This window comes from Bordetella genomosp. 10 (genome assembly GCF_002261225.1).
Taxonomy (GTDB): Bacteria; Pseudomonadota; Gammaproteobacteria; order Burkholderiales; family Burkholderiaceae_B; genus Bordetella_C.
In genome coordinates, this window is the sequence record NZ_NEVM01000002.1 from 972233 (window position 1) to 993963 (window position 21731).

Below are 21731 nucleotides of genomic sequence, written 5' to 3' on the forward strand. Positions count from 1 at the left end.
GCTCCTCGGATAAGGGGCGACGGCCGGGGCGAGGCCGCCGAACGATGATAAGGAAACGGGGCGGATTGCAAGGATAGCTGATCCGCGTGGCATCGCCGTCGCGCCGGGAGCGCACGGAGCGGAAAGTCGCCAGGGCCGTCAAGCGCGCGGCCGGCGCGCCGGCGGGGCGCTGGACGCCCGTAGAACGAATTCCGTCGGTACGTCGATACGCGTGGCAGGCGGAATGGCCTCGCCGTTCATGCGGCGCAACAGCAGCAGCGCCGCCTCGCGGCCCAGCGCGTAGGCGTCGTAGCGGATCACGTCCACGGGCGGCGTGACCAACTGGGCCAGCGGGCTGTCGTTGGACGCGACCAGCGAAACGTCCTCGGGGATGCGGCGGCCCTTCATGCGTATGCCTTGCAGGACGCCTTGCAGTAGGTGCATACCGGCGGCGACGATGGCAGTGGGCGGCGCATCCAGCTCCAGCAGCAACTGGACTTCACGCAAGCCGTAGTCAGACGCGAAACTATCCAGGCGCAGCAGCGCGGGATCCAGCGGCACGCCGGCCGCTTCATGCGCCTGCACCAGGCCGGCCAGGCGGTCGCGGCCGACGCGGTTGTTGCGGCCGCCGCTGATCAGCGCGATGCGGCGATGCCCGAGGGACAGCAGGTGCGCGGTGGCATGGCGCGTCCCGCTCAGGTGGTCGGCCCCGACCGTCCCCAATGCCGTCGCCATCTCACGCTCCAGCAATACGATGGGATAGCCGCTATCGGCCACGCAGCGCAGCACGTCCGCATTGGACTCCTGCTCCACGGCGAACAGCATGCCGTCGGCGCGGCGGCGCGTGAATAGCTGCATCAGCGCGATTTCTCGCGTCGGCTGGCCGTCGCTGCTGGCGACCACCAGCATGTAGCCGTGTTCGCTGAGGACATCCTCCGCGCCCTTGATCATGGACGAATAGAGCGGGTTGCGTATATCGGAAAAGATGAAGCCGACCATGCGGGTCGGCGCGCCGCGCATGGCCTGGGCCGCGGCGCTGGGCGCCCAGCCCAGTTCGCTGATGGCGTGCTCGACGCGTTGACGCACATCCGGGGTGACGCTGGGCGCGCCGTTGACGACGCGGGAGACGGTGCCGATGGCGACGCCGGCGGCGCGCGCCACGTCATGGACAGTGACGCGGGCAGCGCCGGGGACAGGCTCGGAGCGGGGAGGTTTCGGAGGCATGAGCGGCATTGTATCGGGCCGCGCCGGGACCTGATCAATACGTCAATACATCAATACGCCTGCGCGAACAGCGTGCGGAAGTCCGCCGTGCTGGTCTGGCGCGGATTCCAGCGGTTGTAGTTGGCCTGCGTGCAAAGCTCGGCGATTTCGTCGAACTTGTCTTCGGTGGCGCCGACGTCTCGCAGGCGCGCGGGAATACCCAGGTCGCGGCACAGCGTGTCGATGGCGTCGACGGCTGCCCGCGCCGCATCGATTTCCGGCAGGCCCCGCACCGGCCTGTCCATGGCGGCGGCAATGCGCGCGAACTTGCGCGGGTTGGCCGGCAGGTTGAAGCGCGCCACGTGGGGCAGACACACCGCGTTGGACAGGCCATGCGACAGATGCCAATACGCGCCGACGAAACGCGCCATGCAATGCACATTGCCCAGGCCGGTCTGGCCGAAGGTGATGCCGGCCAGCGCCGAGCCGACCAGCATGTTCAAGCCGGCTTCCAGGTTGTCGCGGTTGGCCACGAAAGGCCGGATGTTGGCCGCCAGCAATTCGATGGCTTCGATGTTGATGGCGTCCGTCACCAGGTTGGCCTGACGCGAAATATAGGACTCGAAGGCATGCACGAAGGCGTCCATGCCGGAGTGGGCCGCCACATGCGCCGGCACCGTGCGCAAGGCCAGTGGATCCAGGATGGCCGCGCGCGCCGGGTTCAGCGCGGCATGGCGGATCGACATCTTCAACTGCTTCTCGGTGTCGGTGATGACGCAGGAACCCGATACTTCCGAGCCGGTCCCGGCCGTGGTGGGAATGGCGATCAGCGGCAGCGGCGGCATGCTGAATTTCTCGATGCCTTCGTAGTCGTGGATGCGTCCGCCATTCGTGGCCAGGATGCCGACGGCCTTGGCGACGTCCATGGTGCTGCCGCCTCCAATGGCCAACAGCAGGGTGGCGCCATGCGCCTGGCAAGCCTGGAAGGCACGCTCGACCGTGATGGCGCTGGGATCGGGCTCGATGTCGGAATAGGCGGCCGCCGCCACGCCTTCGTCTTTCAGAATACGCTGGATGCCGGCGTAGAACTCGCCTTCGAGCAGGGCGCCGTCGATGGCGATGAAGACGCGTTCGCAGTCGTGCGCGCGCAGGATCTCGCCCAGCTTGCGGTGCGAACCGATGCCCGTGTACAGGCGGGTAGGGCAGAAGAAAGTGCTGATGTCGGTGGCAGCCATGATGAACCTATGTAAAGACGACCGGCGCATTTGCAGGGGGCAGCGCACCGGTCTGGATGAGAATGCGGCCGGGACGCGGGTGTCTGGACGCGACACCCGCCGTCGCATCGGCCATCAGTTCGCGCTGTCCCAGCCGCGTGCCAGCTCCGTCCAGCGCAGCGTTTCCTGATGCACGAAGGCCTGGAACTTGGCCGGCTCCATGCCGCCCGGATCCGCTGCCATGCTGTCCAGCGCTTTACGCATATTGGGATCGTCCATGGCGGCGCGCACCGCGCGATAGATGCGGTCCGTGACGGCCGGCGGCAGGTCCTTGGGGCCGGCCAGGCTGTACCAGGTGGTCATCTGGTAGCCCGGTACGCCCGACTCGTCCAGGGTCGGCACGTCGGGCAGGAAGCGGGTGCGCGTCAGGCTGGTGACGGCCAGCGGCTTGACGCCGCCGCCATTGATCTGCGCGGCGGCGGAAGCGGCCGAATCGAGGGCGAAGGTGATGCGGCCGCCGATCAGGTCGGTCATCATGGGCGCGGCGCCCTTGAACGGCACGTGCAGGGCTGTCATGCCGGTCTGCTTCTTCAGCAATTCGGCGGACAGGTGCTGCGTGGTGCCGATGCCGGCCGAGCCGTAGTTGACGTCGTTGGGATGCGCCTTGGCATAGGCCAGCAGCTCGCGCACATTGTTCGCGGGGAAGTTCTTCGCCACCACCAGCACGTTGGGCACATTGGCCACGGTGGTGATCTGCGTCATGTCGCGCTCGAAATCGTAGGGCAGGTTCTTGTACAGCACGCCCGCGGCGGCATGGCCGACGTTGGCGAGCAGCAAGGTGTAGCCGTCCGGTTTGGCGCGCGCGACGTAGCCGGCGCCCAGGGTGCCGCCCGCGCCGGGCTTGTTCTCGACGATCACCGTCTGTCCCAATTGCTGTTGCAACTGCACGGCGATGGCGCGGGCCACGATGTCGGTGGTGCCGCCGGGCGTGAAGGGCGCCACCAGGGTGATGGGGCGATCGGGCCAATCCGCCGCCTGCGCGGACGGGGCCAGCAAGCCGGCACAGCCGGCCAGGGCCAGAACGAGTACGCCGCGACGGGTGGTGAGGGTGGTCATGGTGCTTGTCTCCGAAGTGCTGATGCGGGCTGTGAGCGTTGGAGCCTGGCCGCTTGTTGTGGGTGTTGGGGTGCTGCTGACAGGGAATGCGGCTGGCGCCTTGCCGTTCAGGGGTTGAAGACCACCAGGCGTTCTTCCGTCATTTCGCGGATGGCATGGGCCGGGCCTTCCTTGCCGAAGCCGCTGTCCTTGACGCCGCCAAAAGGCATGACGTCGGAGCGCGCGCTGGAGCTTTCGTTGATCTGCACCGTGCCGAAGCGCAGCGTGGCGGCGGCGCGCAGGGCGCGATCGATGTCCTGCGTGAAGATCCCGGCGGACAGGCCGAAGGGCGTGGAATTGGCGTCGCGGATTGCTTCCTCGAAATCCTCGAAGGGACGCAAAGCCAACAAGGGCGCGAAGGCTTCCTGGCACCACACCCGGCCGTCGTCAGGGGCATGGGTGACCACGGCCGGCGTGATGACCGAACGCCGGCGTTGGCCGCCGCACAGCAGACGGGCGCCGCCTTGCTCGGCCTCGCGCAGCCAGCTTTCGGCGCGGATGGCGGACGCCTCGCTGATCAGCGGACCCACCTTGGTGGCGGGGTCGCGCGGGTCACCCGCTTGCAGGGTCTGGGCGAAGGCGGCCAGGCGTTGGCCCACTTCCTCGGCGATCGAGCGATGGACATACAGGCGCTGCACCGACGTGCACACCTGGCCGGCCTTGCGCAAGCCGGCATTGGCGATCTTGGGAATGGCGCGATCCAGGTCCGCGTCGGCGCAGACGATGGTGCTGGCGATGCTGCCCAGTTCCATCTGCGTGCGGCGCAAGCCCGCTGCCTGCTGGATGATGCGGCCCACGCGCGTGCTTCCGGTGAAGGTGTAGAAGGCGATGTCCTGTTCTTCCAGCAGCCAGGCGCCGACGCTGTCGCCTTCGCCCTGGAGCACGGCCAGGAAGGCCGGCGGCATGCCGGCTTCCAGCAGCAACTGGGCCAGCAGGGCGCTCGTCAGGGGCGTGAAGGCCGAGGGTTTCAGGACCACCGCGTTGCCGGCGGCATAGGCCGGCGCCACCTTGTGCAGGACCGTGTTCAGGGGCGAGTTGAAAGGCGTGATGGCACAGACCACGCCCACCGGAAAGCGCTGCGTGAAACCGATGCGGCGATGAGCGCCGGGGCTGGCGCCGAAGGGGACCACGTCGCCGACCAGGCGCAGCGCTTCATCGGCCGACAAGCTGAGGGTCACCATGGCGCGATCGACCTCGTTGCCGGCGTCGACCAGCGTGAATCCCGCTTCCGCCACCATCACGTCGACCAGGCGCAGGCGATAGCTCCCCATCAGGGCCGCGGCGCGGCGCAGTACCTGGGCGCGGTCATGCGGGGGCGGAGCGCCGGCATCGGCGGCGGCGCGCGTCACCCGTACGGCCTCGCTGACCTGGGCGCGGGTCGCGGCGGCGACTTCGGCAACGGGACGGCCGCTGAATTTGTCATCGACGGTGAAGCGCGGCCCGTCGTCGACCCAGCGTCCGTCGATCAAGGCGCCGGTGGGAGGCAGGCCGGCGATATGGAGAGGAGTGCTAGTCATATGAGGTTGTCTTGAATAGTGAAAGGGGGCGCTGCGCATGCGCTTGCATTCATGTCGTCCCGGATGATGAATTTTGGGGACGATAGATTTTGAATGAAACGTTATCTATAGGAAGGAATGCAACCGGCAGTGCCTATCATCTCGGTTTTATTGAAATATGAGGTTATCGATCAAAACTTGCTCAGAATCGATAATCGTCGTTAATGAAACGTTATTTTGACGTGAATTATAGGCATCCATCCGTCCGCCGTAACCCTGATTCGCTGAAGAGGCCTTCAACATATGTGAAAACAGAGAGTGGGAAATCTCCCATTGCATGCAAAAATGGGGTTTTCATAAATAGTGAAGACAGCCATGGAACTGCGCCAACTGCGTTCATTCGCCAGGGTCGTGGAGCTGGGCAGCATGGGACGGGCGGCGGCCGAGCTGGGCATCGTCACCTCGGCCCTGAGCCAGCAGATCAGCCGCCTGGAGAGCGAGCTCGCCACCCGGCTGTTGCAACGCACGTCCACCGGCGTGGTGCCGACCGACGCCGGCAGGGCCTTCCTGCGCCAGGCGCAACTGGCCATCCGCCACGCGGACGCGGCGGCCATGGCGGCGCGCGAGGCGCGGCTGACGGGGCAGGTCAGCGTCGGCCTGGCGTCCACCACCGGCACGGTGCTGGCGCCGCGCTTCATCCAGGCCATGCAGCAGCGCTATCCCGACGTGCGCCTGCGCATGACGGAAAGCCTGTCGGGTCACCTCGCGTCCATGCTCAACGCCCGGCAACTGGACCTGGCCATCGTCTTCCATACCGATCCGGCGCAGCGCTGGACCGTGCAGCCCCTGCTGGACGAACGCCTGTTGCTGATGGGCCAGCCCAGCACGCCGGCCTGGCCGACCAGCGAACACATCTCCCTGGCCGGTCTGCACGAGGTGCCGCTGGTGCTGCCCAGTCCGGCCCACGGCCTGCGCCAGTTGATCGACGCCGCCTGCGCCCGCGTCGGCCGCACGCTGAACATCGTCGCCGAGGTCGACGGGCTGGCCATGCTGATGGCGATGGTGCGGGTCGGGCACGTCGCCACCATCCAGCCCGGGGCGGCCTTGCCGGTCGATCCCTCCCTGTCGCGCCTGCAACTGAGCGACGACAACCTGCAGCGGCGCAACCTGCTGGTCAGCCTGCCGGAGGACGAGCTGTCGCCCGCCGCCCTGGCCGCGCGCGTCGTGCTGAGCGACGTGGCGCGCACGCTGGTGCGCGAAGGCGGCTGGCCGGGCGCGACCCTGCACGCGGGTCTTCAAGATAAGTGAAGACCCCTTGCGCGGCGGGTTCTGGCGCGCGCATGACGGTCTGGTTACAGTGCCACCCTGTTCAAGGAGGACACACTCGCCATGGTGGACGTATTGGTGATAGGGGGCGGCAACGCGGCCCTGTGCGCGGCGCTGATGGCGCGCGAAGCCGGCGCCAGCGTGCTGCTGCTGGAGTCCGCGCCCAAGGAGTGGCGCGGCGGCAATTCGCAGCACACGCGCAATCTGCGCTGCATGCACGACGCGCCGCAGGACGTGCTCGTCGAGGCCTATCCGGAAGAAGAGTTCTGGCAGGACCTGCTCAAGGTGACGGGCGGGATTACCAACGAGCACTTGGCGCGCCTGGTGATCCGCGCTTCCTCGTCCTGTCGGGACTGGATGCGCAAGCACGGCGTGAATTTCCAGCCGCCGCTGTCGGGCGCGCTGCACGTGGCCCGCACCAATGCGTTTTTCATGGGCGGCGGCAAGGCCCTGGTCAACGCCTATTTCCGCAGCGCCGAGTCGCTGGGCGTGCAGATCCGATACAACGCGCCGGTCGACCGCCTGGATCTGAAGGACGGCCGCTTCGTCGCCGCCTACGTCAAGGGCGAACGCATCGAAGCCAAGGCCTGCGTGCTGGCCGCCGGCGGCTTCGAATCGAACATCGAGTGGCTGCGCGAGGCCTGGGGCCAGAACGAGCGCGGCGAATGGCCGGCCGACAATTTCCTGATCCGCGGCACGCGTTTCAACAAAGGCGTATTGCTGAAGTTCATGATGGACGCCGGCGCCGACATCATCGGCGATCCCTCGCAATCGCACTGCGTGGCCATCGACGCGCGCGCGCCGCTGTACGACGGCGGCATCTGCACGCGCATCGACTGCGTTTCGCTGGGCGTGGTGGTCAACCGCGACGCCAAGCGGTTCTATGACGAAGGCGAGGACTTCTGGCCCAAGCGCTACGCCATCTGGGGCCGCCTGGTGGCCAACCAGCCCGGCCAGATCGGCTACTCCATCATCGACAGCAAGGCCATCGGCCGCTTCATGCCGCCGGTCTTTCCGGGCACCACGGCCAACACGCTGGAGGAGCTGGCGGACAAGCTGCGCCTGGACCGCGCCACCTTCATGCAGACGCTGAACGAGTACAACGCCGCCTGCCGCGTCGGCAAGTTCGACCACACCGCGCTGGACGATTGCCATACGGAAGGCATCGCGCCGGCCAAGACGCACTGGGCGCGGCCCATCGACCGCGCGCCGTTCTACGGCTATCCGCTGCGGCCGGGCATCACCTTCACCTACCTGGGCCTGAAGGTCAACGACAAGGCCGCCGTGCATTTCAACGGCATGCCCAGCGACAACCTCTACGTCGCCGGCGAAATGATGGCCGGCAACGTCCTGGGCAAGGGCTATACCGCGGGCGTGGGCATGTCCATCGGCACCGCATTCGGCCGCATCGCCGGCACGCAGGCCGCGCGCTTCGCGCTGGGCCTGGATAAAAACACTTCCATGGGAGCTTCCCTTGAAACAGCTTGAAGCCCTCGTGCGCCAGGCCAACGCCACGCTCAACCTGGACCAGCCCGCGCCGGCCGGCGGCATGAAGGAAACGCCGGTCAAGTTCGTGCGCAACGGCGAGGACCTGGCCCCGACCACCGCCGACGAAACCGAGGTCGCGCGCATCATGCAGATCTGCAATGCCTGCCGGTATTGCGAAGGCTTCTGTGCGGTGTTCCCGGCGATGACCCGGCGGCTGGAGTTCGGCAAGGCCGACATCAACTACCTGGCGAATCTGTGCCACAACTGCGGCGCCTGTCTGCACGCGTGCCAGTACGCGCCGCCGCACGAATTCGGCGTCAACGTGCCGCAGGCGATGGCCAAGGTGCGCAAGCAGACCTACACCGACTATGCGTGGCCGGCGGCCCTGGGTTCGCTATACCAGCGCAATGGCCTGACCTTGTCGCTGGCCACCGCCTTCGGCCTGGCGCTGTTCCTGGTCCTGGCCATCCTCTCCAGCGGCTCCCTGTTCCACGCGCCGCTGGCCGGCAATTTCTACGCCATCTTCCCGCACAACATGCTGGCGCTGATGTTCGGCGTGGTCTTCCTGTTCGCGATCTTCGCCCTGGGCGTGGGCGTGAGCCGGTTCTGGCGCCGGGTCTCGCCGGGATCGGCCAACGGACCGGCGGTGGCGGAGGCGACGCACGACGTGCTGCGGCTGCGCTACCTGGACGGCGGCCACGGCAAGGGCTGCAACGAGTCCAGCGACGCCTTCACGCTGGCCCGCCGCCGCTTTCACCACTTCACGTTCTACGGCTTCCTGCTGTGCTTCGCCGCGACCTGCGTGGCCACGTTCTATCACTACTTCCTGGATCTGCACGCGCCGTACGGCTATACGAGCCTGCCGGTGGTGTTGGGCACGCTGGGCGGGATAGGCCTGATCATCGGACCGGCGGGCCTGTTCTGGCTGAACGTGCACCGCAGCCCCCTGCATGGCGACGCCGCGCAGCGGCCGATGGATCGCGGCTTCATCGCCTTGCTGCTGCTGGTGTCGATCACGGGCCTGGCCTTGCTGATCGGGCGCGACACGAGCGCCATGGGCCTGTTGCTGGCCCTGCATCTGGGACCGGTGATGGCCTTGTTCCTGACGCTGCCCTACGGCAAGTTCGCGCACGGCATCTTCCGCAGCGCGGCGCTGTTGAAGTGGAATATCGAGAAGCGGCAGCCGAATCCCTTGCAACTGGGAGCGGACTGAGAGGGCCATTCGCGTCTTGCGTTATGCTTTGGGCATGACCCTAGACGAATACACGAGCGCGCTGGACGGCGTATTGCAGGCCCACGCCGGTCCGGCGCATGCCACTTTGGATGCCTTGATCGCCGCCTTGCCGCCCAGGGCGCGCGAAATCCACATCGCCGTTTTTCCCGACCAGGACGGCACCGGCACCTTCTCCATCGTGGCCAGCCTGGACGGGCCGGACATGTTCGTCCTGAACAAGGCGATCGAAGGCCATCGCTATCTGTTCGACGTCCGCTATACGGAGCGCGGCGTGGAGCCTGACGTGCCGTTGCTGGACGGCGGCGGTACCGGTTTCGACGTCCAGGACGCGGTAGTGGATACCGGCATGCGCTGGGTCGAGACCCTGGTGCGCGCGCGCGATCCGGCGCCCTTGCCGGTCCTGATCTATGGCGAGGAAGGGTACGGCACCTTGGCGCCGATCGTGATCGCGACGGAGCCATAGCGCGCATGCATGCCGTTTCTTTTTCGCCTTCCACGCAGGAAGGGCTCGCCTTGTGGCGCCCCCGGCTGATACGCCTCGCCACGGCGTCGGACGATAACGACGGCGCCCATGACCTGAATCATCTGGAACGCGTCTGGTCGAGCGCGCGCGGCATCCTGGCGTCCTTGCCGCGGGCCGACGCATTGGTCGTGATGGCGGCGTGCTACCTGCACGATCTCGTCAACCTGCCGAAGAATCATCCGGAGCGCAGCAGCGCTTCGCGCATGTCGGCGCAGGCGGCGGTGGCCCGGTTGTCCGCCCTGGACTTTCCGGCGGACCGCCTTGCCGCGGTGGCGCATGCCATCGAGGCCCACAGCTATTCGGCCGGCATCGCGCCCGAGACCGTGGAAGCGAAGATCGTCCAGGACGCCGACCGCATCGACGCGCTGGGCGCCGTGGGACTGGCCCGCATGTTCCATGTGGGCGGGCAATTGGGACGCGCGCTGGCCCATTCGGCCGATCCGCTGGCGTTGCGCCGCGACGCGGACGACGGGCGTTATACGCTGGACCACATCGCGTGCAAGCTGCTGCGCCTGCCGGCGACGATGCAGACGGAAGCCGGCCGGGCCCTGGCCGAGGAGCGCGCGCGCTGGGTGATGGCCTTTCGCGATCAGTTCGCCGCGGAGTGGGGCGGGGACGACAGGGCCCCGGACTGACCCGTTCAGCTTTTCAAGGCCTGCTGCGCCGCTTCGCGCGGCGCTTGCGCCTTGTTGCCCGCGCGGAAATAGCGTTCCAGCAGGGGCGACGCCGAGATGCCGTGCAGGAACACGGACGCCACGATGACCGCCAGCAGGACGGGCGCGATAGGGCGGATATTGTCGGGATCGGTGTGTTCCAGCGCCAGCAGCAGGTAGAAGAAGGTGCCGACGCCGCGTATGCCCAGCCACCCGGCCAGCAGGCGCTGCGTCCTGTCCGTGCCCGTCCCGATCAAGGACACCCAGACGGAGAGGGGCCGCGCCACCAGGAACAGGGCCAGCACGGCGACCAGGGACTGCCATTGCAGCAGGTCCCGCCAGCACGAGGACACGACGCTGCCTATCAACAGCAGCAGGCCCAGTTCCACCAGGTGTTCCAGCTCCACCGAGAAAGTCATCATGGATTCCGCCAGGTAGGCATGCGCCAGCTCGGGATGCTTGGCGGCCCGCTGCATGTCGCCATGCGCCACCTGCTCCAGCGCCTCGTTGGGCGTCTCCTCGCCGGTTTCGTGCATTTCCTTGCGGCGCAGGGCCACGCCGGCGGCGAATACGGCCAGGAAGGCATAGCTGTGGATCAGGAGCGCGACGCCGTAGCAGGCCGCCATCAGCCCCAGCGCGAGGAATCCCTCATAGCCCATGGCCTTGGCGTAGCGGATGCGCAGGCGCGCGACCAGGGCTTCCGTGGCCGTGCCCATGAGCCAGCCCACGATGACGGCGCCCACGACGCCCCAGACCAGCGACGCCGCCAGGGTGGCCGGCGATTGGGCGTCGGGATGTCCCAGATTGCATACCGCCAGTCCTATCAAGACGAAAGGGTAGGCCGCGCCGTCGTTGGCGCCGCCTTCGCCGGAGAGGGCGAAGCGCAAGGGTTCGTCGTCGCCCGCCTCGCGCGGGCGCAGTTCGTTGGCCAGGACCGGGTCGGTCGGCGCCAGCGCCGCCGCCGCCAGCAGCGCGGCGCCCAGCGTCCATCCCAACGCATAGAAACCGACCAGCGTCATCGCGCCTATGGTCAGCACCATCGCCGGCAGGGCCAGGCGCAGCACCAATCGCCATCGGCTGCTGCCCAGGGGCATGCGCAGGTGCATGCCGATGGAAAACAGCGAAATGAGCAGGCCGGCCTCGGCGAGGGTGCGCAGGACGTGCGCGTCGCGATAGATATCCAGGTTCAGCATGCCCAGGCCGGCCGGGCCGATGAGAAAGCCGAACGCCAGATAGACCATGGCGCCCGTCATGGGCAGGCCGGCGATGACGCTGCGGGCGAGTCCCATGAGTATCAGCAGCGCGCCGATCAGGAGAAACCAGACTGCTTCGAGCATGAGGATGAGGCCAGCCAGGGTGGGAAATTGGGAAACCGGGAAATGCCGCGCCGCAACGGCGGATCGCCTGCCGATGGGCGCTGCCGGATAGCACGCGCTGTGCCCGGCCGCGCGGCCATGTTGCGTCGCGCCAGGAATGGGACAGTCCGGCGAGGTATAGTCCCGCTATGAAAACGCTGGATATTCCCACGCTGGCGATCTTTGTCGCGGCGGTGGAAGAGAAAAGCCTCTCCAAGGCCGCCGAACGCGAGAACATCGTCACCTCGGCGGCCAGCAAGCGCGTCGCCGAACTGGAGCGCCACCTGGATCGCACGCTGCTGCACCGCCACGGCCGCGGCGTGGAGCCGACGCCGGCGGGCGCCTTGCTGTATCAGCGCGCCAAGGCCATCCTGCGCGGGGTGCAACTGACCGAGCAGGCCATCAGCGGCTATTCCGCGAATGGCCAGGCCAAGATCCGCCTGGCTTCCAATCCCTCCACCATCCTCCAGTTCCTGCCGCCGGTGATGAACCGCTTCCTGGCGGGACGCCAGGGCGTCAGCGTGGACCTGCTGGAAGCCCACAGTTTCGACATCCCGCGCATGGTCGCGGAGGGCGCCGTGGACATCGGCATCTATCATGCGGACCATCCCGTCCCGGGCGTGACCTCCATGCCGTTCCGGCGCGACCGGGTCGGCCTGGTGGTGCCCATCGGCCATCCGCTGGCCGACCTCGGCGAGCTCTACCTGGAGGACGCGCTGGACTACGACCTGCTGGGTTATTTCCCGCGCCACTCGCTGGAGCAGTTCCTGGCCTATGCCGGACAGACGCTGTCGCGCCCGCCCAATGTCAAGCTGCAGGTCTCGAATTTCGAGACGCGCTGCCGGATGATCCGGGAGGGGATAGGCATAGGCGTGGTGCCCGAAGCCATCGCGCGCAACTATCTGGGCGCGATGGGCCTGGTGCTGCTGCGCCTGCGCGATGCCTGGGCGGAGCGGCAATTCTACGTTTGCGTGCGCGACCCGGGCCAGATGACGGCGTCCGTCGCGGACCTGCTGCAGGTATTGGTGGCCCCGGAAGCGGGCTGAACCGGGCGTCCCGGATTTCAGGATTTGAGAAGCGCGAAGGACGTTTTCCCGAGGCGTTGTCCATCGGGATGAAAGCTCCCTTTCCTTTTCATCAACCCTGGGGGTGTCTTCGGCGTCTAAAGTGGGGTCGGAAGGTAGGGCCGGAAGCGCGCATCCGGCGCCCTGTCCCGGATCCTGGATCTTGGGACAGGCGCGGTCCGGCGCGCCGCACAAGACAACGCAGGAGACACGCATGTTGCTGGATACCATCGCCGACTATGGCGCCCGGGACAGTCAGGCCCGTTTGCCCGACGACATTCTTCATTACGCCAAGCGCGCTTTCCTGGACTGGCTTTCCGCGCTGTATCCGGGCACGCGCGTGGCCCCTTCGCCGCAGTTGCTGGCCGCGAATGCCGAAGAACTGGGCAGCGGCCATTCGAGCCTGCCGGGCAATGGGACGACCGCGTTCCCGGCCACCGCGGCCTGGATCAACGGCAGCGTGTCGCATGCGGTGGAGTTCGACGACATCTTCCGCGACGCCGTCTACCATCCCGGCTGCCCCACCATCGCGGCGGCGCTGGCCCTGGCCGAGGCCGGCGACGCCGATGGCCGCGCGCTGCTCAACGCCATCGTGGTCGGCTACGAGATTTCCACCCGCATCGGCGCCGCGGTGCAGCCCTCGCATTATCGTTTCTTCCACACCACCGGCACGGTGGGCTGCTTCGGCGGCGCCGCCGCCGCGGCCGCCCTGTGCAAGCCCGGCGACGCGGACGTGATGCGCCACGCGTTGGCCACCGCCGGGACGTTCGCCAGCGGCTTGCAGCAGGCATTCCGTTCCGACGCCATGACCAAGGCGCTGCACGCCGGCCATGCGGCTGCGGTCGGCGTGCGGGCGGGGCAGGGCGCCGCGCATGGCGTGACGGGCGTGCCCGACATCCTGGAGGGCGAGGTCGGCTTCGGCGCCGCGCTGGCGCGCGATCCGGATTGGCGCCGCGCGGTCGACGGCCTGGGAGAGCGCTACAACATCCGCGTCATCACGCAGAAGAACCACGGCTGCTGCGGCCACACCTTCGCCGCCATCGATGCCGCGATGGCGCTGCGCGATCGCGGCGTGCGGCCGGAGGATATCGCCTCGGTCCGCGTGGAGACCTACCAGCCGGCCCTGGACGTCGCGGGGATCCAGGACCCCGCCACGGCCTACGAGGCCAAGTTCAGCCTGCCTTACGTCGTGGCGCATGCCTTCGTGCACGGTTCGCCGCGCCTGGACGCCTTCACCCCCCAGCGCATGGCCGATGCCGAGGTGCGCGGCCTGATGGGACGGATATCGCTGAAGGCCGATCCCGAATTGACGGCTGGCTTTCCCAATATGCGGGCCGCCCGCGTCAGCCTGACCACGCATGCCGGCGACACATTGGAATACCACGCCCCGTATCGCAAGGGCGACCCCGAGGCGCCCCTGTCCGATGCGGATCTCAACGACAAGTTCGCGGAACTGGCGGGCCCCGTGCTGGGGGCGGAGCGCATGGCGGCGCTGCGCGACGCGGTATGGCGGCTGGAGACCCTGCCGGTGCGCGCCTTGCGCCTGGCGACCGACGGGCGCGCCTGATAGCCCGCCTGCAATATCCCGCCTGCCCATTGCCGCGCGTTCCCTGATTGCAGCTTCAACCACCCCTGAATCCGATATGTCCGAGACCTCTTTCGCCGACGCCTTGCTGGCGCCGCGTTCCGTCGCCCTGGTGGGCGCTTCCGGCGACGTCCGGAAGAACACCGCGCGTCCGCTGCGTTTCATGCGCAAGCATGGCTATACGGGCGCCATCTATCCGATCAACGCCGCCCGCGCCGAGATCCTGGGCGAGCGCGCCTATCCTTCCTTGAACGACCTGCCCGCGCCGGTGGATCACGTTTTCGTCATGATTCCGGGCGAGGGCGTGGATCCCTTGCTGGAGAGCTGCGCCCAGGCCGGCGCCCGCGTGGTGACGGTCTATTCCGATGGCTTCGGCGAGACCGGCGCGGCCGGCATGGCGCGCCAGGAGGCGCTGGTGGCGCGGGCGCGCGGCCTGGGCCTGCGCCTGCTGGGGCCCAACAGCATCGGCCTGGCCAACCTGCACAGCGGCGCGATCCTGTCGGTGAACGCCGCCTTCGAGACCGAGTCGCTGTTGCCGGGATCGCTTAGCATGGTGTCGCAGAGCGGTTCCATGATGGGATCCCTGCTGTCGCGCGCCGCCGCGCGCGGCTTCGGCTTCGCCAAATCGGTGTCGGTGGGCAACGAGAGCGACGTGACGGTCGGCGAGGTGGTCGACGCCCTGGTCGACGATCCGCACAGCAAGGTCATCCTGCTGTTTCTGGAAACCCTGCGCGACGCGCCGACGCTGGCGCGCGCGCTGGAGCGCGCCCGGGCGGCGGGCAAGCCCGTCGTCGCCTATAAATTGGGACGCTCGGAGCAGGGGGACGCGCTGGCGCAATCCCATACCGGCGCGCTCGCCGGCAACGATGCGGCCGTGGACGCCTTCCTCAGGGCGCATGGCGTGATGCGCGTGCGCCAACTGGAGACGCTGTTCGAGATCGCGCCCCTGGCGGAACGGTATGGCGCGCATGGCGGGCGCCCGGAAGCCGCGGCGGCCGATGCGCCGGCGCGCGTGGCCGTGATCACCACCACGGGCGGGGGCGCCGCCTCCGTGGTCGACAACCTGGGCCTGCACGGCATGGTGGCCGTGCCGCCGCCGCCGGCCTTCATCGCGGAAATGGCCGGCCTCGGCCTGAAACTGCGCGAAACGCCCATCATGGACTTGACGCTGGCGGCCACCAGCGTGCAATACAAAGGCCTGCTGGAAGCCTTGCTGCGCACGGAGTGGTGCGACGCCGTGCTCAGCGTGGTGGGTTCGTCGGCCCAATTCCATCCGGACCTGGCGGTGAAACCGCTGCTGGAGGCGGACAAGCCCGCAAACAAGCCGCTGGCGGTCTTCCTGGCCCCCGAGGCGCCCGAGTCGCTGTCCTTGCTGCGGGCGGGCGGTATCGCCGCCTTCCGCACGCCGGAGGCTTGCGCGGATGCCTTGTCCGTCTTCTTCCAGGGCACGGGCCGGCCGCCGGCCGAGGTCCCGCCCGTCGCCTGGCCGGCCGCCTTGCCGCGCCATGGCATGCTGAACGAGCGCGAGGCCGCCGGCCTGTTTGCCGAACTCGGCGTGCCGGCGGCGCGCAGGCGCCTGCTCGATCCCTCGCGCCTGGAACAGGACCTGGCGCGGTTGGAACAGGATCTGGCCCAGCCCGCCGCGGCGTCCGCTTCGGATGCGGCCGTGGACGCCGTCCCGGCGCGGTCCGGGCCAAGCCTGTCCTATCCCTTGGTCGCCAAGGTCTGCTCGCGCGACCTGGCCCACAAGACCGACGCGGGCGCGGTACGGATAGGCATCAAGAGCCTGTCCGAACTGCGCGAGGCCATTTCCGCCATGCTGGACAACGTCAAGCGGCACGCGCCGGCGGCGCGCATCGAAGGCATCCTGGTCCAGCCCATGGAGGACCGCCTGATCGAACTGATCCTGGGTTACCGGCGCGATCCCCTGGTCGGCCCGACCGTGCTGCTGGGCGCCGGCGGCATTACGGCGGAATTGACGCCCGACTACGCCTTGCGCCTGGCGCCGGTCGACGAGGACGAAGCCATGCGCATGATCGAAGCCGTGCGCCAGACCCGTTTGGTGCGCGGTTTCCGCGGCCTGCCGCGCGGCGATTGCGCCGCCCTGGCGCGCGCGATCGCCGCCTTCTCGCGCCTGGCGGCGCTGGACGGGGCCGTGGTGGAGGAGGCCGAGATCAATCCGCTGTTCGTGCGGGCCGACGGCGTGGTGGCGGTGGACGGCCTGGTCCGGCTGGCCTGATCCCCGGCCCGGCCGCCGTGCCGTCCCATGACGTCCTCCGCGTCCAGCGTTTTCAATATCTTCATTCAGTATTCAGTAAATAGAACAACATCATCACCAGGACACCCAAGATGGACTTCAAGCTGACCCCCGAACAACAGGACTTCCAGACCGCGGTGCGCCGCTTCGCCGAAGGCGAGCTGAAGGCCGGCGCGCGCGATCGCGCGCACGCCCAGTCCTATCCCTGGGACGTGGCCCGGAAAATGGCCGGGCAGGGCCTGCTGGGCATCACCATGAAGCCGGAGGACGGCGGCATCGGCGGCACGCTGATGGACGCGGTCGTCGCCATCGAGACCGTGGCTTCGGTATGCCCGCGCAGCGCGGACGTGGTGCAGGCGGGCAACTTCGGCGCCATCCGCGTCCTGGCCGAGTACGGCAGCGCCGAGCAGAAGGAGCGCTTCCTCAAGCCGCTGCTGGCCGGCGAGGCCTTGATCGCCGTCGGCATGACCGAGCCCGACGCCGGCTCCGCCGTCACGGAACTGAAGACCGCCGCCACGCGCGACGGCAAGGGCTGGCGCGTCAACGGCACCAAGATCTTCACCACCCACGGCCCGCATGCGACCGTCATCCTGGCCTACGTGCGCTTCGGCCCGGGTACGGGCGGCATCGGGTCGGTGCTGATCGACACCAAGGCCGAGGGCGTGCGCCTGGGCAAGCGGTCGGCCTTCATGTCGGACGAGGAATGGGTGGAAATCTTCTTCGACAACGTCTACGTGCCCGACGAAATGGTGGTGCTGGGCGAGGGCGGCTTCAAGAAGCAGATCGCCGGCTTCAACGTCGAGCGCATCGGCAACACGGCGCGTTCCCTGGCCCTGGGCCGCTACGCCTACGAAGAGGCGCGTGAGTGGGCCATGCAGCGCAAGCAGTTCGGCCGCCTGCTGTGCGAATTCCAGGGCTTGCAGTGGAAGTTCGCCGATATGCGCATCAAGCTGGATGCCGCGCAGTTGCTGCTGTATCGCGCCGCCACCAATGCCGATTCGGGCTTCCCGTCGGCGACCGAGACGGCCATCGCCAAGGCCTTTTGCAACCAGGTCGGCTTCGACGTGGCCAACGATGCGCTGCAGGTGCTGGGCGGCATGGGCTACAGCCGCGAGTCGCTGGTGGAGTACTGCGTGCGCCGTTGCCGCGGCTGGATGATCGCCGGCGGATCGATCGAAATCCTCAAGAACCGCATCGCCGAGGGCATCTTCGACCGCAGCTTCCCGCAGCGTCCGCCGCGCCAGTCTTCATCCGCGTAAACCCTGAGCGATTGCGGCCCCGCGCGGCGGTGTCTGTCCTACAATCCTTCTCCATCGCGACGTCTCCTGGCCGGCCCGGCCAGCACAAGGAAGGTAGCCCGATGGACCAGACCCTCATGCAGCAAGCCATACAGTTCGCCAACGAGTACGAGTCCCTGTGGGATCGCAGCGTCACGGGCAAGTTCGGCGTGCATCAGAACGATCCGCCGCCCTGGAATCGCGCGTATGGTCCGCTGCACGACCGAGGGCCGGTCTCGGGCGTCGTCGTGGTCGACGGCAAGACCGTGGCCGAGTGGGGCGAACCGGACCGCGCCGATCTCACCTTCAGCGTGGCCAAGATGTACCTGGCGCTGCTGGCCGGCGTTGCGCACGATCGCGGCTTGCTGCCGGACGTGGACGAACCCGTCGTCAAACGGCTCAAGGGCATCGGTTTCGACAGCGAGCACAACGCGCCCATCACCTGGCGCCACCTGCTGACGCAGACCAGCGAATGGGAGGGCGAACGCTTCGGCATCTCGGACCAGGCCGACCGCTATCGCGCGGTCAGCTTCGGCGCGCCGCCCAATGGCAAGAAAGGCGACGCGCGCCCCTTGCAGGCGCCGGGCACCTACTGGGAATACAACGACGTCCGCATCAACCAGTTGTCCTATGCCTTGCTGCACCTGTTCCGCCAGCCCTTGCCGGACGTCTTCCGCGAAGCCATCACGCGTCCCATCGGCGCCAGCGAGAACTGGCGCTGGGTGGGTTACGACAATGCCTGGGTGGAGATCGACGGCAAACGCATGCCGTCGGTGCCGGGCGGTTCGCACTGGGGCGGCGGCATGTCCATCGGCAGCCGCGACCAGGCGCTGATCGGACAGATGCTCTTGAACGGCGGCAAGGCCAACGATGGCCGCCAGGTCCTGTCCACGGCGTGGGTCGAGGCCATGCGGCAGCCGACCGGGCTGGCGCCTTATTACGGCTTCCTCATCTGGCTCAACGACCAGGGCAAGGTCTTCCCCAGCGTGCCGGCCTCGAGCTTCTTCGGCGTCGGCGCCGGCAGCTCCTTCACCTGGGTCGAGCCGGAGCGGCGCATGGTGGTCATCGTGCGCTGGCTGCAGTCCGAACACGCCGACGGCCTGTTCGGCCGCATCCTGAAGGCGGTCGACGCGGGGTGATCCGCCGCCGTCACGCGGCCGGGTTCTGCGTCGGCGTAATCCTCAGCCCTGGCGCTTGTCTCGCGTCACCGCCAGCGCCTGCCGCGCCGCGATCCATTCCTCGTTGGTCGGCTCCACGCCGACCAGCACGCGGCTGCCCGGGCCGGCGATGACGGGGTCGTTGCGTTCGTTGGCGGTCTCGTCCAGGGCCACGCCCAGGTAGGCGAGATCGCGGCACACCCGGCCGCGGATCGCCGCGCTGTGCTCGCCCACGCCGGCGGTGAAGACCAGCATGTCCAGCCCGCCCAGCACGGCGGCCAGCGCGCCGATCTCGCGCACGATGCGCCGCACGTAGAGCGCGAGGGCCGCGCGGATGCGGTCGCCCGTCTCGCCCGCTTCCTGTTCGCGCGCCAGCAGTTCGCGGCTGTCGCCGGAGACGCCCGATACGCCCAGCAGGCCCGACTCGTGATACAGCACGTGGCCGACCTGTTCCAGGCTCAGCTTCTCGATCTCCATCAGGTAGATCACGGCGCCCGGATCCAGCGCGCCGCAGCGCGTGCTCATCATCAATCCGTCCAGCGCCGAGAACCCCATCGTGGTGGCGACGCTGCGCAAGTCGTGCATCGCGCACAGGCTGGCGCCGCTGCCCAGGTGCGCCACCACGGTGCGGCCGCGCGCGCGCTCGCCATGGCGCTCGGCCAGCGCGACCGACATGTATTCGTACGAGAGCCCGTGAAAGCCATAGCGGCGCAGCCCTCGCTCATAGGCCGAATAAGGCAGGGGCAGCAGGCGCTCGACCAGCGGCAGCGTGTGATGGAAGCCTGTGTCGAAGCAGGCGACCTGCGGGCAGTCGGGCAGGCCCGCCAGCAAGACCTCCATGGCCTCCAGCGCGAAAGGCTGGTGCAGCGGCGCCAGCGGGATATAGCTTTTCAGGTCCGCCAGCACGGCGGCGTCGACCAGGACGGGCTCGCTGTACTTGCTGCCCCCGTGGACGACGCGATGGGCGACCGCGCCCAGGCGGCGGCCGGCGAGGCGCTGGCGCGTGTGGACGCGGATGTGTTCGAGCGCCGCGTGGTACGGCGTCTCGCCGCCTTGCAGCGGCACCGCTTCGGCGGCGGCGCCGTCTTCGGTGTAGGTCGGGTTCGGACCGCCGATGCCCGCCACCTGGCCGTGCCAGGCGGGGCGGCGCGGCGGCGGATATTCACGGCCGTCGAATAGCGCGAACTTGATGCTGGAGGAACCGCAGTTCAGGACCAGCAGGCATACGTCATCACCAGCGCGGACGGTGTCGTTCATGGCGCTCCCTATCGTCGGGGATCATGGAGGCGCCACGGAACCGTGGCGCGCGAGGTCGATGTCCATGATAGCGCGCGTTCGTGACGCCCGTGACGCCCGTCATGTCCGTGACGTTCGTGACGTTCGTGACGTTCGTGACCGTGGGCCAGCGGGGCCGGGCGCCGGCCGGCCCCGCGCTACTGCGCGGCCATCCTGTTCGACAGCGGCGTGACCGGCGGCGTCACCGCGTCATGCAGCGGCGCCAGCAGGATGTGCTTGCCGTTCGGATCCAGTTGCTTGAAATCCAGTTCCCGCAAGGTGGGATCCTCGTAGCTCTTGACGTAGTAGCGCCGGTTCTCCAGGTCCGCGACGACGCTCCACTGCGTGTATTCGATCGAGGCTTCCTGCAGTGCGGGATCTTGCGCCCAACCCTTGGGAATGTCGAAGTTGTTGAGAATGTGCTCGGCCAGCCGCACGCTGGGCAGGCCGGGGGCGGCCGGGACGGCGGCCTGGGAAAAGCCCAGGGCGCGGATGAAACGCGATGGCGGCGTCGTGTCGCCGGGAATGCCCAGCAGGCCCGAGCCTTCGCCCAGCGGCTTGATCGTCTGGCCGGCAATCACGCGCGGCGGGACCTGGGTCGGCGACAGCTTCACGTAGTTGCGCAGGTTCATCTCGTGCCACTTGAAGGGCGGCGAGTTGGTCAGCACGCCGTAGGGATTGTCATAGACCTTGAGCTGGCCGTCGATCGGCTCGATGACGATGGACGCGCCGCTGGCGTCATGCAGGGTGTAGTGCACGCCGGGCACGAAACCGAGATGCGGTTCCTTGACGCCCAGCACCACGATTTCGGATTTGGCCAACGCATCCTTGACCTCGGCGACGCTGGCGAAATTGGTCAACGCCCAGGTCAGCAGATCCCAGGGCGCCAGCACCGGGCGGTCGCCGATGTCTTTCGAGTCCTTGGTGTAGGCCGCGTAATCGGGGAAATACAGCAGGCCGCCGGCCAGGCCTTTTTCATTCATGCCGTCGCTCAGGCATTTCAGGCCGAAGGCATTCATGCCGATGACCGCGTATCTGGTGGTCCATTGCGCGCCGGGGTGCGCCTCGGTCCCGGTGGCGAAGATCAATTGTTGGCGGGGAATGAATATGCTTTGGGATTGCAGCGGGAAGCCGAATTCCATGGTGCGCGCATAGATGACGCCGTGGGTTCTGGTCCGGATGGTGAAGCTGGTGCAGGCAAGGGCGTCGAGGGGCGCCAGGACCATGGCCGCGACCAGGCACAGCGCCAGGGCGGCGCGCAGGCGGCGCGGCAGTTGCCGGACGAAGCGCCGGCAGCGCGGCCGCGCGCGTGCCGCGGCACGCCGCGCAAGCATGGCGAACGGGGACAGGAAGGCAGGCATGAAAATCTCCTCGACTAGGGTTCAGGGATGCGCCGCGCATCCCTTCATGATCGCCACGCGGGTGAACGCGGCACTGTGCGCCCCGCGGACGCGGGACTCCATCGGAAAATTCTTGCCGTGCCTGGCGCG

At 68.0% G+C, this 21731-nt stretch carries 17 protein-coding genes; 10 read left to right on the forward strand and 7 right to left on the reverse strand.

The features are described from left to right. Window positions 1–138: 138 nt before the first annotated feature. From CAL29_RS13685 to CAL29_RS13700, 4 genes are all read right to left on the reverse strand, one after another. Window positions 139–1203 carry a LacI family DNA-binding transcriptional regulator gene (locus CAL29_RS13685; RefSeq protein WP_094854083.1) on the reverse strand — a complete coding sequence of 355 codons (1065 nt, stop codon included), beginning with the start codon at window positions 1201–1203 and terminating at the stop codon, window positions 139–141. A gap of 50 nt (window positions 1204–1253) precedes the next feature. Beyond that, window positions 1254–2417: an iron-containing alcohol dehydrogenase gene (locus CAL29_RS13690; protein ID WP_094853538.1), complete on the reverse strand. Its 1164-nt coding sequence runs from the start codon at window positions 2415–2417 to the stop codon at window positions 1254–1256. Between the two features lie 114 nt (window positions 2418–2531). Next, window positions 2532–3512: a Bug family tripartite tricarboxylate transporter substrate binding protein gene (locus tag CAL29_RS13695; protein ID WP_094853539.1), complete on the reverse strand. Its 981-nt coding sequence runs from the start codon at window positions 3510–3512 to the stop codon at window positions 2532–2534. A 107-nt stretch (window positions 3513–3619) separates the two neighbouring features. Then, window positions 3620–5068: an aldehyde dehydrogenase family protein gene (locus tag CAL29_RS13700; RefSeq protein ID WP_094853540.1), complete on the reverse strand. Its 1449-nt coding sequence runs from the start codon at window positions 5066–5068 to the stop codon at window positions 3620–3622. Between the two features lie 354 nt (window positions 5069–5422). Between CAL29_RS13700 and CAL29_RS13705 the strand changes: the two genes are divergently transcribed. The 5 genes from CAL29_RS13705 (at window position 5423) to CAL29_RS13725 (ending at window position 10253) form a co-directional block, all read left to right on the forward strand. Further along, a complete protein-coding gene (locus CAL29_RS13705; RefSeq protein WP_094853541.1) occupies window positions 5423–6355 on the forward strand; it encodes a LysR family transcriptional regulator in 933 nt (310 codons plus the stop codon). Window positions 6356–6436: 81 nt separating this feature from the next. After that, window positions 6437–7861 (forward strand): FAD-dependent tricarballylate dehydrogenase TcuA, encoded by a 1425-nt coding sequence (gene tcuA, locus CAL29_RS13710; RefSeq protein WP_094853542.1) that lies wholly within the window; start codon window positions 6437–6439, stop codon window positions 7859–7861. Then, a complete protein-coding gene (tcuB, locus tag CAL29_RS13715; protein ID WP_373559744.1) occupies window positions 7848–9074 on the forward strand; it encodes a tricarballylate utilization 4Fe-4S protein TcuB in 1227 nt (408 codons plus the stop codon). The genes tcuA and tcuB overlap by 14 nt, the downstream gene beginning before the upstream one ends. Before the next feature lie 34 nt (window positions 9075–9108). Further along, window positions 9109–9558: a DUF6389 family protein gene (locus CAL29_RS13720; RefSeq protein WP_094853543.1), complete on the forward strand. Its 450-nt coding sequence runs from the start codon at window positions 9109–9111 to the stop codon at window positions 9556–9558. A gap of 5 nt (window positions 9559–9563) precedes the next feature. Continuing rightward, window positions 9564–10253, forward strand: coding sequence for an HD domain-containing protein (locus CAL29_RS13725; protein ID WP_094853544.1), 690 nt, complete (start codon window positions 9564–9566; stop codon window positions 10251–10253). A gap of 5 nt (window positions 10254–10258) precedes the next feature. Here the strand turns inward: CAL29_RS13725 and CAL29_RS13730 are convergent, their stop codons facing one another. After that, window positions 10259–11608 carry a cation:proton antiporter gene (locus CAL29_RS13730; protein ID WP_094853545.1) on the reverse strand — a complete coding sequence of 450 codons (1350 nt, stop codon included), beginning with the start codon at window positions 11606–11608 and terminating at the stop codon, window positions 10259–10261. Window positions 11609–11775: 167 nt separating this feature from the next. Between CAL29_RS13730 and CAL29_RS13735 the strand changes: the two genes are divergently transcribed. The 5 genes from CAL29_RS13735 (at window position 11776) to CAL29_RS13755 (ending at window position 18948) form a co-directional block, all read left to right on the forward strand. Then, window positions 11776–12672, forward strand: coding sequence for a LysR family transcriptional regulator (locus CAL29_RS13735; RefSeq protein ID WP_094853546.1), 897 nt, complete (start codon window positions 11776–11778; stop codon window positions 12670–12672). A gap of 232 nt (window positions 12673–12904) precedes the next feature. Then, complete coding sequence (locus CAL29_RS13740; RefSeq protein ID WP_094853547.1) at window positions 12905–14257, forward strand: MmgE/PrpD family protein; 1353 nt, start codon at window positions 12905–12907, stop codon at window positions 14255–14257. Between the two features lie 76 nt (window positions 14258–14333). Next, window positions 14334–16514: an acetate--CoA ligase family protein gene (locus CAL29_RS13745; RefSeq protein ID WP_094853548.1), complete on the forward strand. Its 2181-nt coding sequence runs from the start codon at window positions 14334–14336 to the stop codon at window positions 16512–16514. 110 nt (window positions 16515–16624) lie between these two features. Next, window positions 16625–17791, forward strand: a complete 1167-nt coding sequence (locus tag CAL29_RS13750) for an acyl-CoA dehydrogenase family protein (protein ID WP_094853549.1) — start codon at window positions 16625–16627, stop codon at window positions 17789–17791. A gap of 101 nt (window positions 17792–17892) precedes the next feature. Then, complete coding sequence (locus CAL29_RS13755; protein WP_094853550.1) at window positions 17893–18948, forward strand: serine hydrolase domain-containing protein; 1056 nt, start codon at window positions 17893–17895, stop codon at window positions 18946–18948. Window positions 18949–18990: 42 nt separating this feature from the next. Here CAL29_RS13755 and CAL29_RS13760 read toward each other — a convergent pair whose 3' ends face one another. Beyond that, window positions 18991–20223, reverse strand: coding sequence for an acetate/propionate family kinase (locus tag CAL29_RS13760; RefSeq protein WP_094853551.1), 1233 nt, complete (start codon window positions 20221–20223; stop codon window positions 18991–18993). A gap of 176 nt (window positions 20224–20399) precedes the next feature. Further along, window positions 20400–21602: a linear amide C-N hydrolase gene (locus CAL29_RS13765; RefSeq protein WP_218831851.1), complete on the reverse strand. Its 1203-nt coding sequence runs from the start codon at window positions 21600–21602 to the stop codon at window positions 20400–20402. Window positions 21603–21731: the final 129 nt, after the last annotated feature.

Coding starts and splice junctions, on each gene's coding strand:
- CAL29_RS13745 (WP_094853548.1), top strand. CDS start 14,334: ATGTCCGAGACCTCTTTCGCCGACGCCTTGCTGGCGCCGCGTTCCGTC.
- CAL29_RS13750 (WP_094853549.1), top strand. CDS start 16,625: ATGGACTTCAAGCTGACCCCCGAACAACAGGACTTCCAGACCGCGGTG.
- CAL29_RS13700 (WP_094853540.1), bottom strand. CDS start 5,068: ATGACTAGCACTCCTCTCCATATCGCCGGCCTGCCTCCCACCGGCGCC.
- CAL29_RS13720 (WP_094853543.1), top strand. CDS start 9,109: ATGACCCTAGACGAATACACGAGCGCGCTGGACGGCGTATTGCAGGCC.
- CAL29_RS13755 (WP_094853550.1), top strand. CDS start 17,893: ATGGACCAGACCCTCATGCAGCAAGCCATACAGTTCGCCAACGAGTAC.
- tcuA (WP_094853542.1), top strand. CDS start 6,437: ATGGTGGACGTATTGGTGATAGGGGGCGGCAACGCGGCCCTGTGCGCG.
- CAL29_RS13730 (WP_094853545.1), bottom strand. CDS start 11,608: ATGCTCGAAGCAGTCTGGTTTCTCCTGATCGGCGCGCTGCTGATACTC.
- CAL29_RS13725 (WP_094853544.1), top strand. CDS start 9,564: ATGCATGCCGTTTCTTTTTCGCCTTCCACGCAGGAAGGGCTCGCCTTG.
- CAL29_RS13685 (WP_094854083.1), bottom strand. CDS start 1,203: ATGCCTCCGAAACCTCCCCGCTCCGAGCCTGTCCCCGGCGCTGCCCGC.
- CAL29_RS13690 (WP_094853538.1), bottom strand. CDS start 2,417: ATGGCTGCCACCGACATCAGCACTTTCTTCTGCCCTACCCGCCTGTAC.
- CAL29_RS13760 (WP_094853551.1), bottom strand. CDS start 20,223: ATGAACGACACCGTCCGCGCTGGTGATGACGTATGCCTGCTGGTCCTG.
- CAL29_RS13765 (WP_218831851.1), bottom strand. CDS start 21,602: ATGCCTGCCTTCCTGTCCCCGTTCGCCATGCTTGCGCGGCGTGCCGCG.
- CAL29_RS13735 (WP_094853546.1), top strand. CDS start 11,776: ATGAAAACGCTGGATATTCCCACGCTGGCGATCTTTGTCGCGGCGGTG.
- CAL29_RS13695 (WP_094853539.1), bottom strand. CDS start 3,512: ATGACCACCCTCACCACCCGTCGCGGCGTACTCGTTCTGGCCCTGGCC.
- CAL29_RS13705 (WP_094853541.1), top strand. CDS start 5,423: ATGGAACTGCGCCAACTGCGTTCATTCGCCAGGGTCGTGGAGCTGGGC.
- CAL29_RS13740 (WP_094853547.1), top strand. CDS start 12,905: ATGTTGCTGGATACCATCGCCGACTATGGCGCCCGGGACAGTCAGGCC.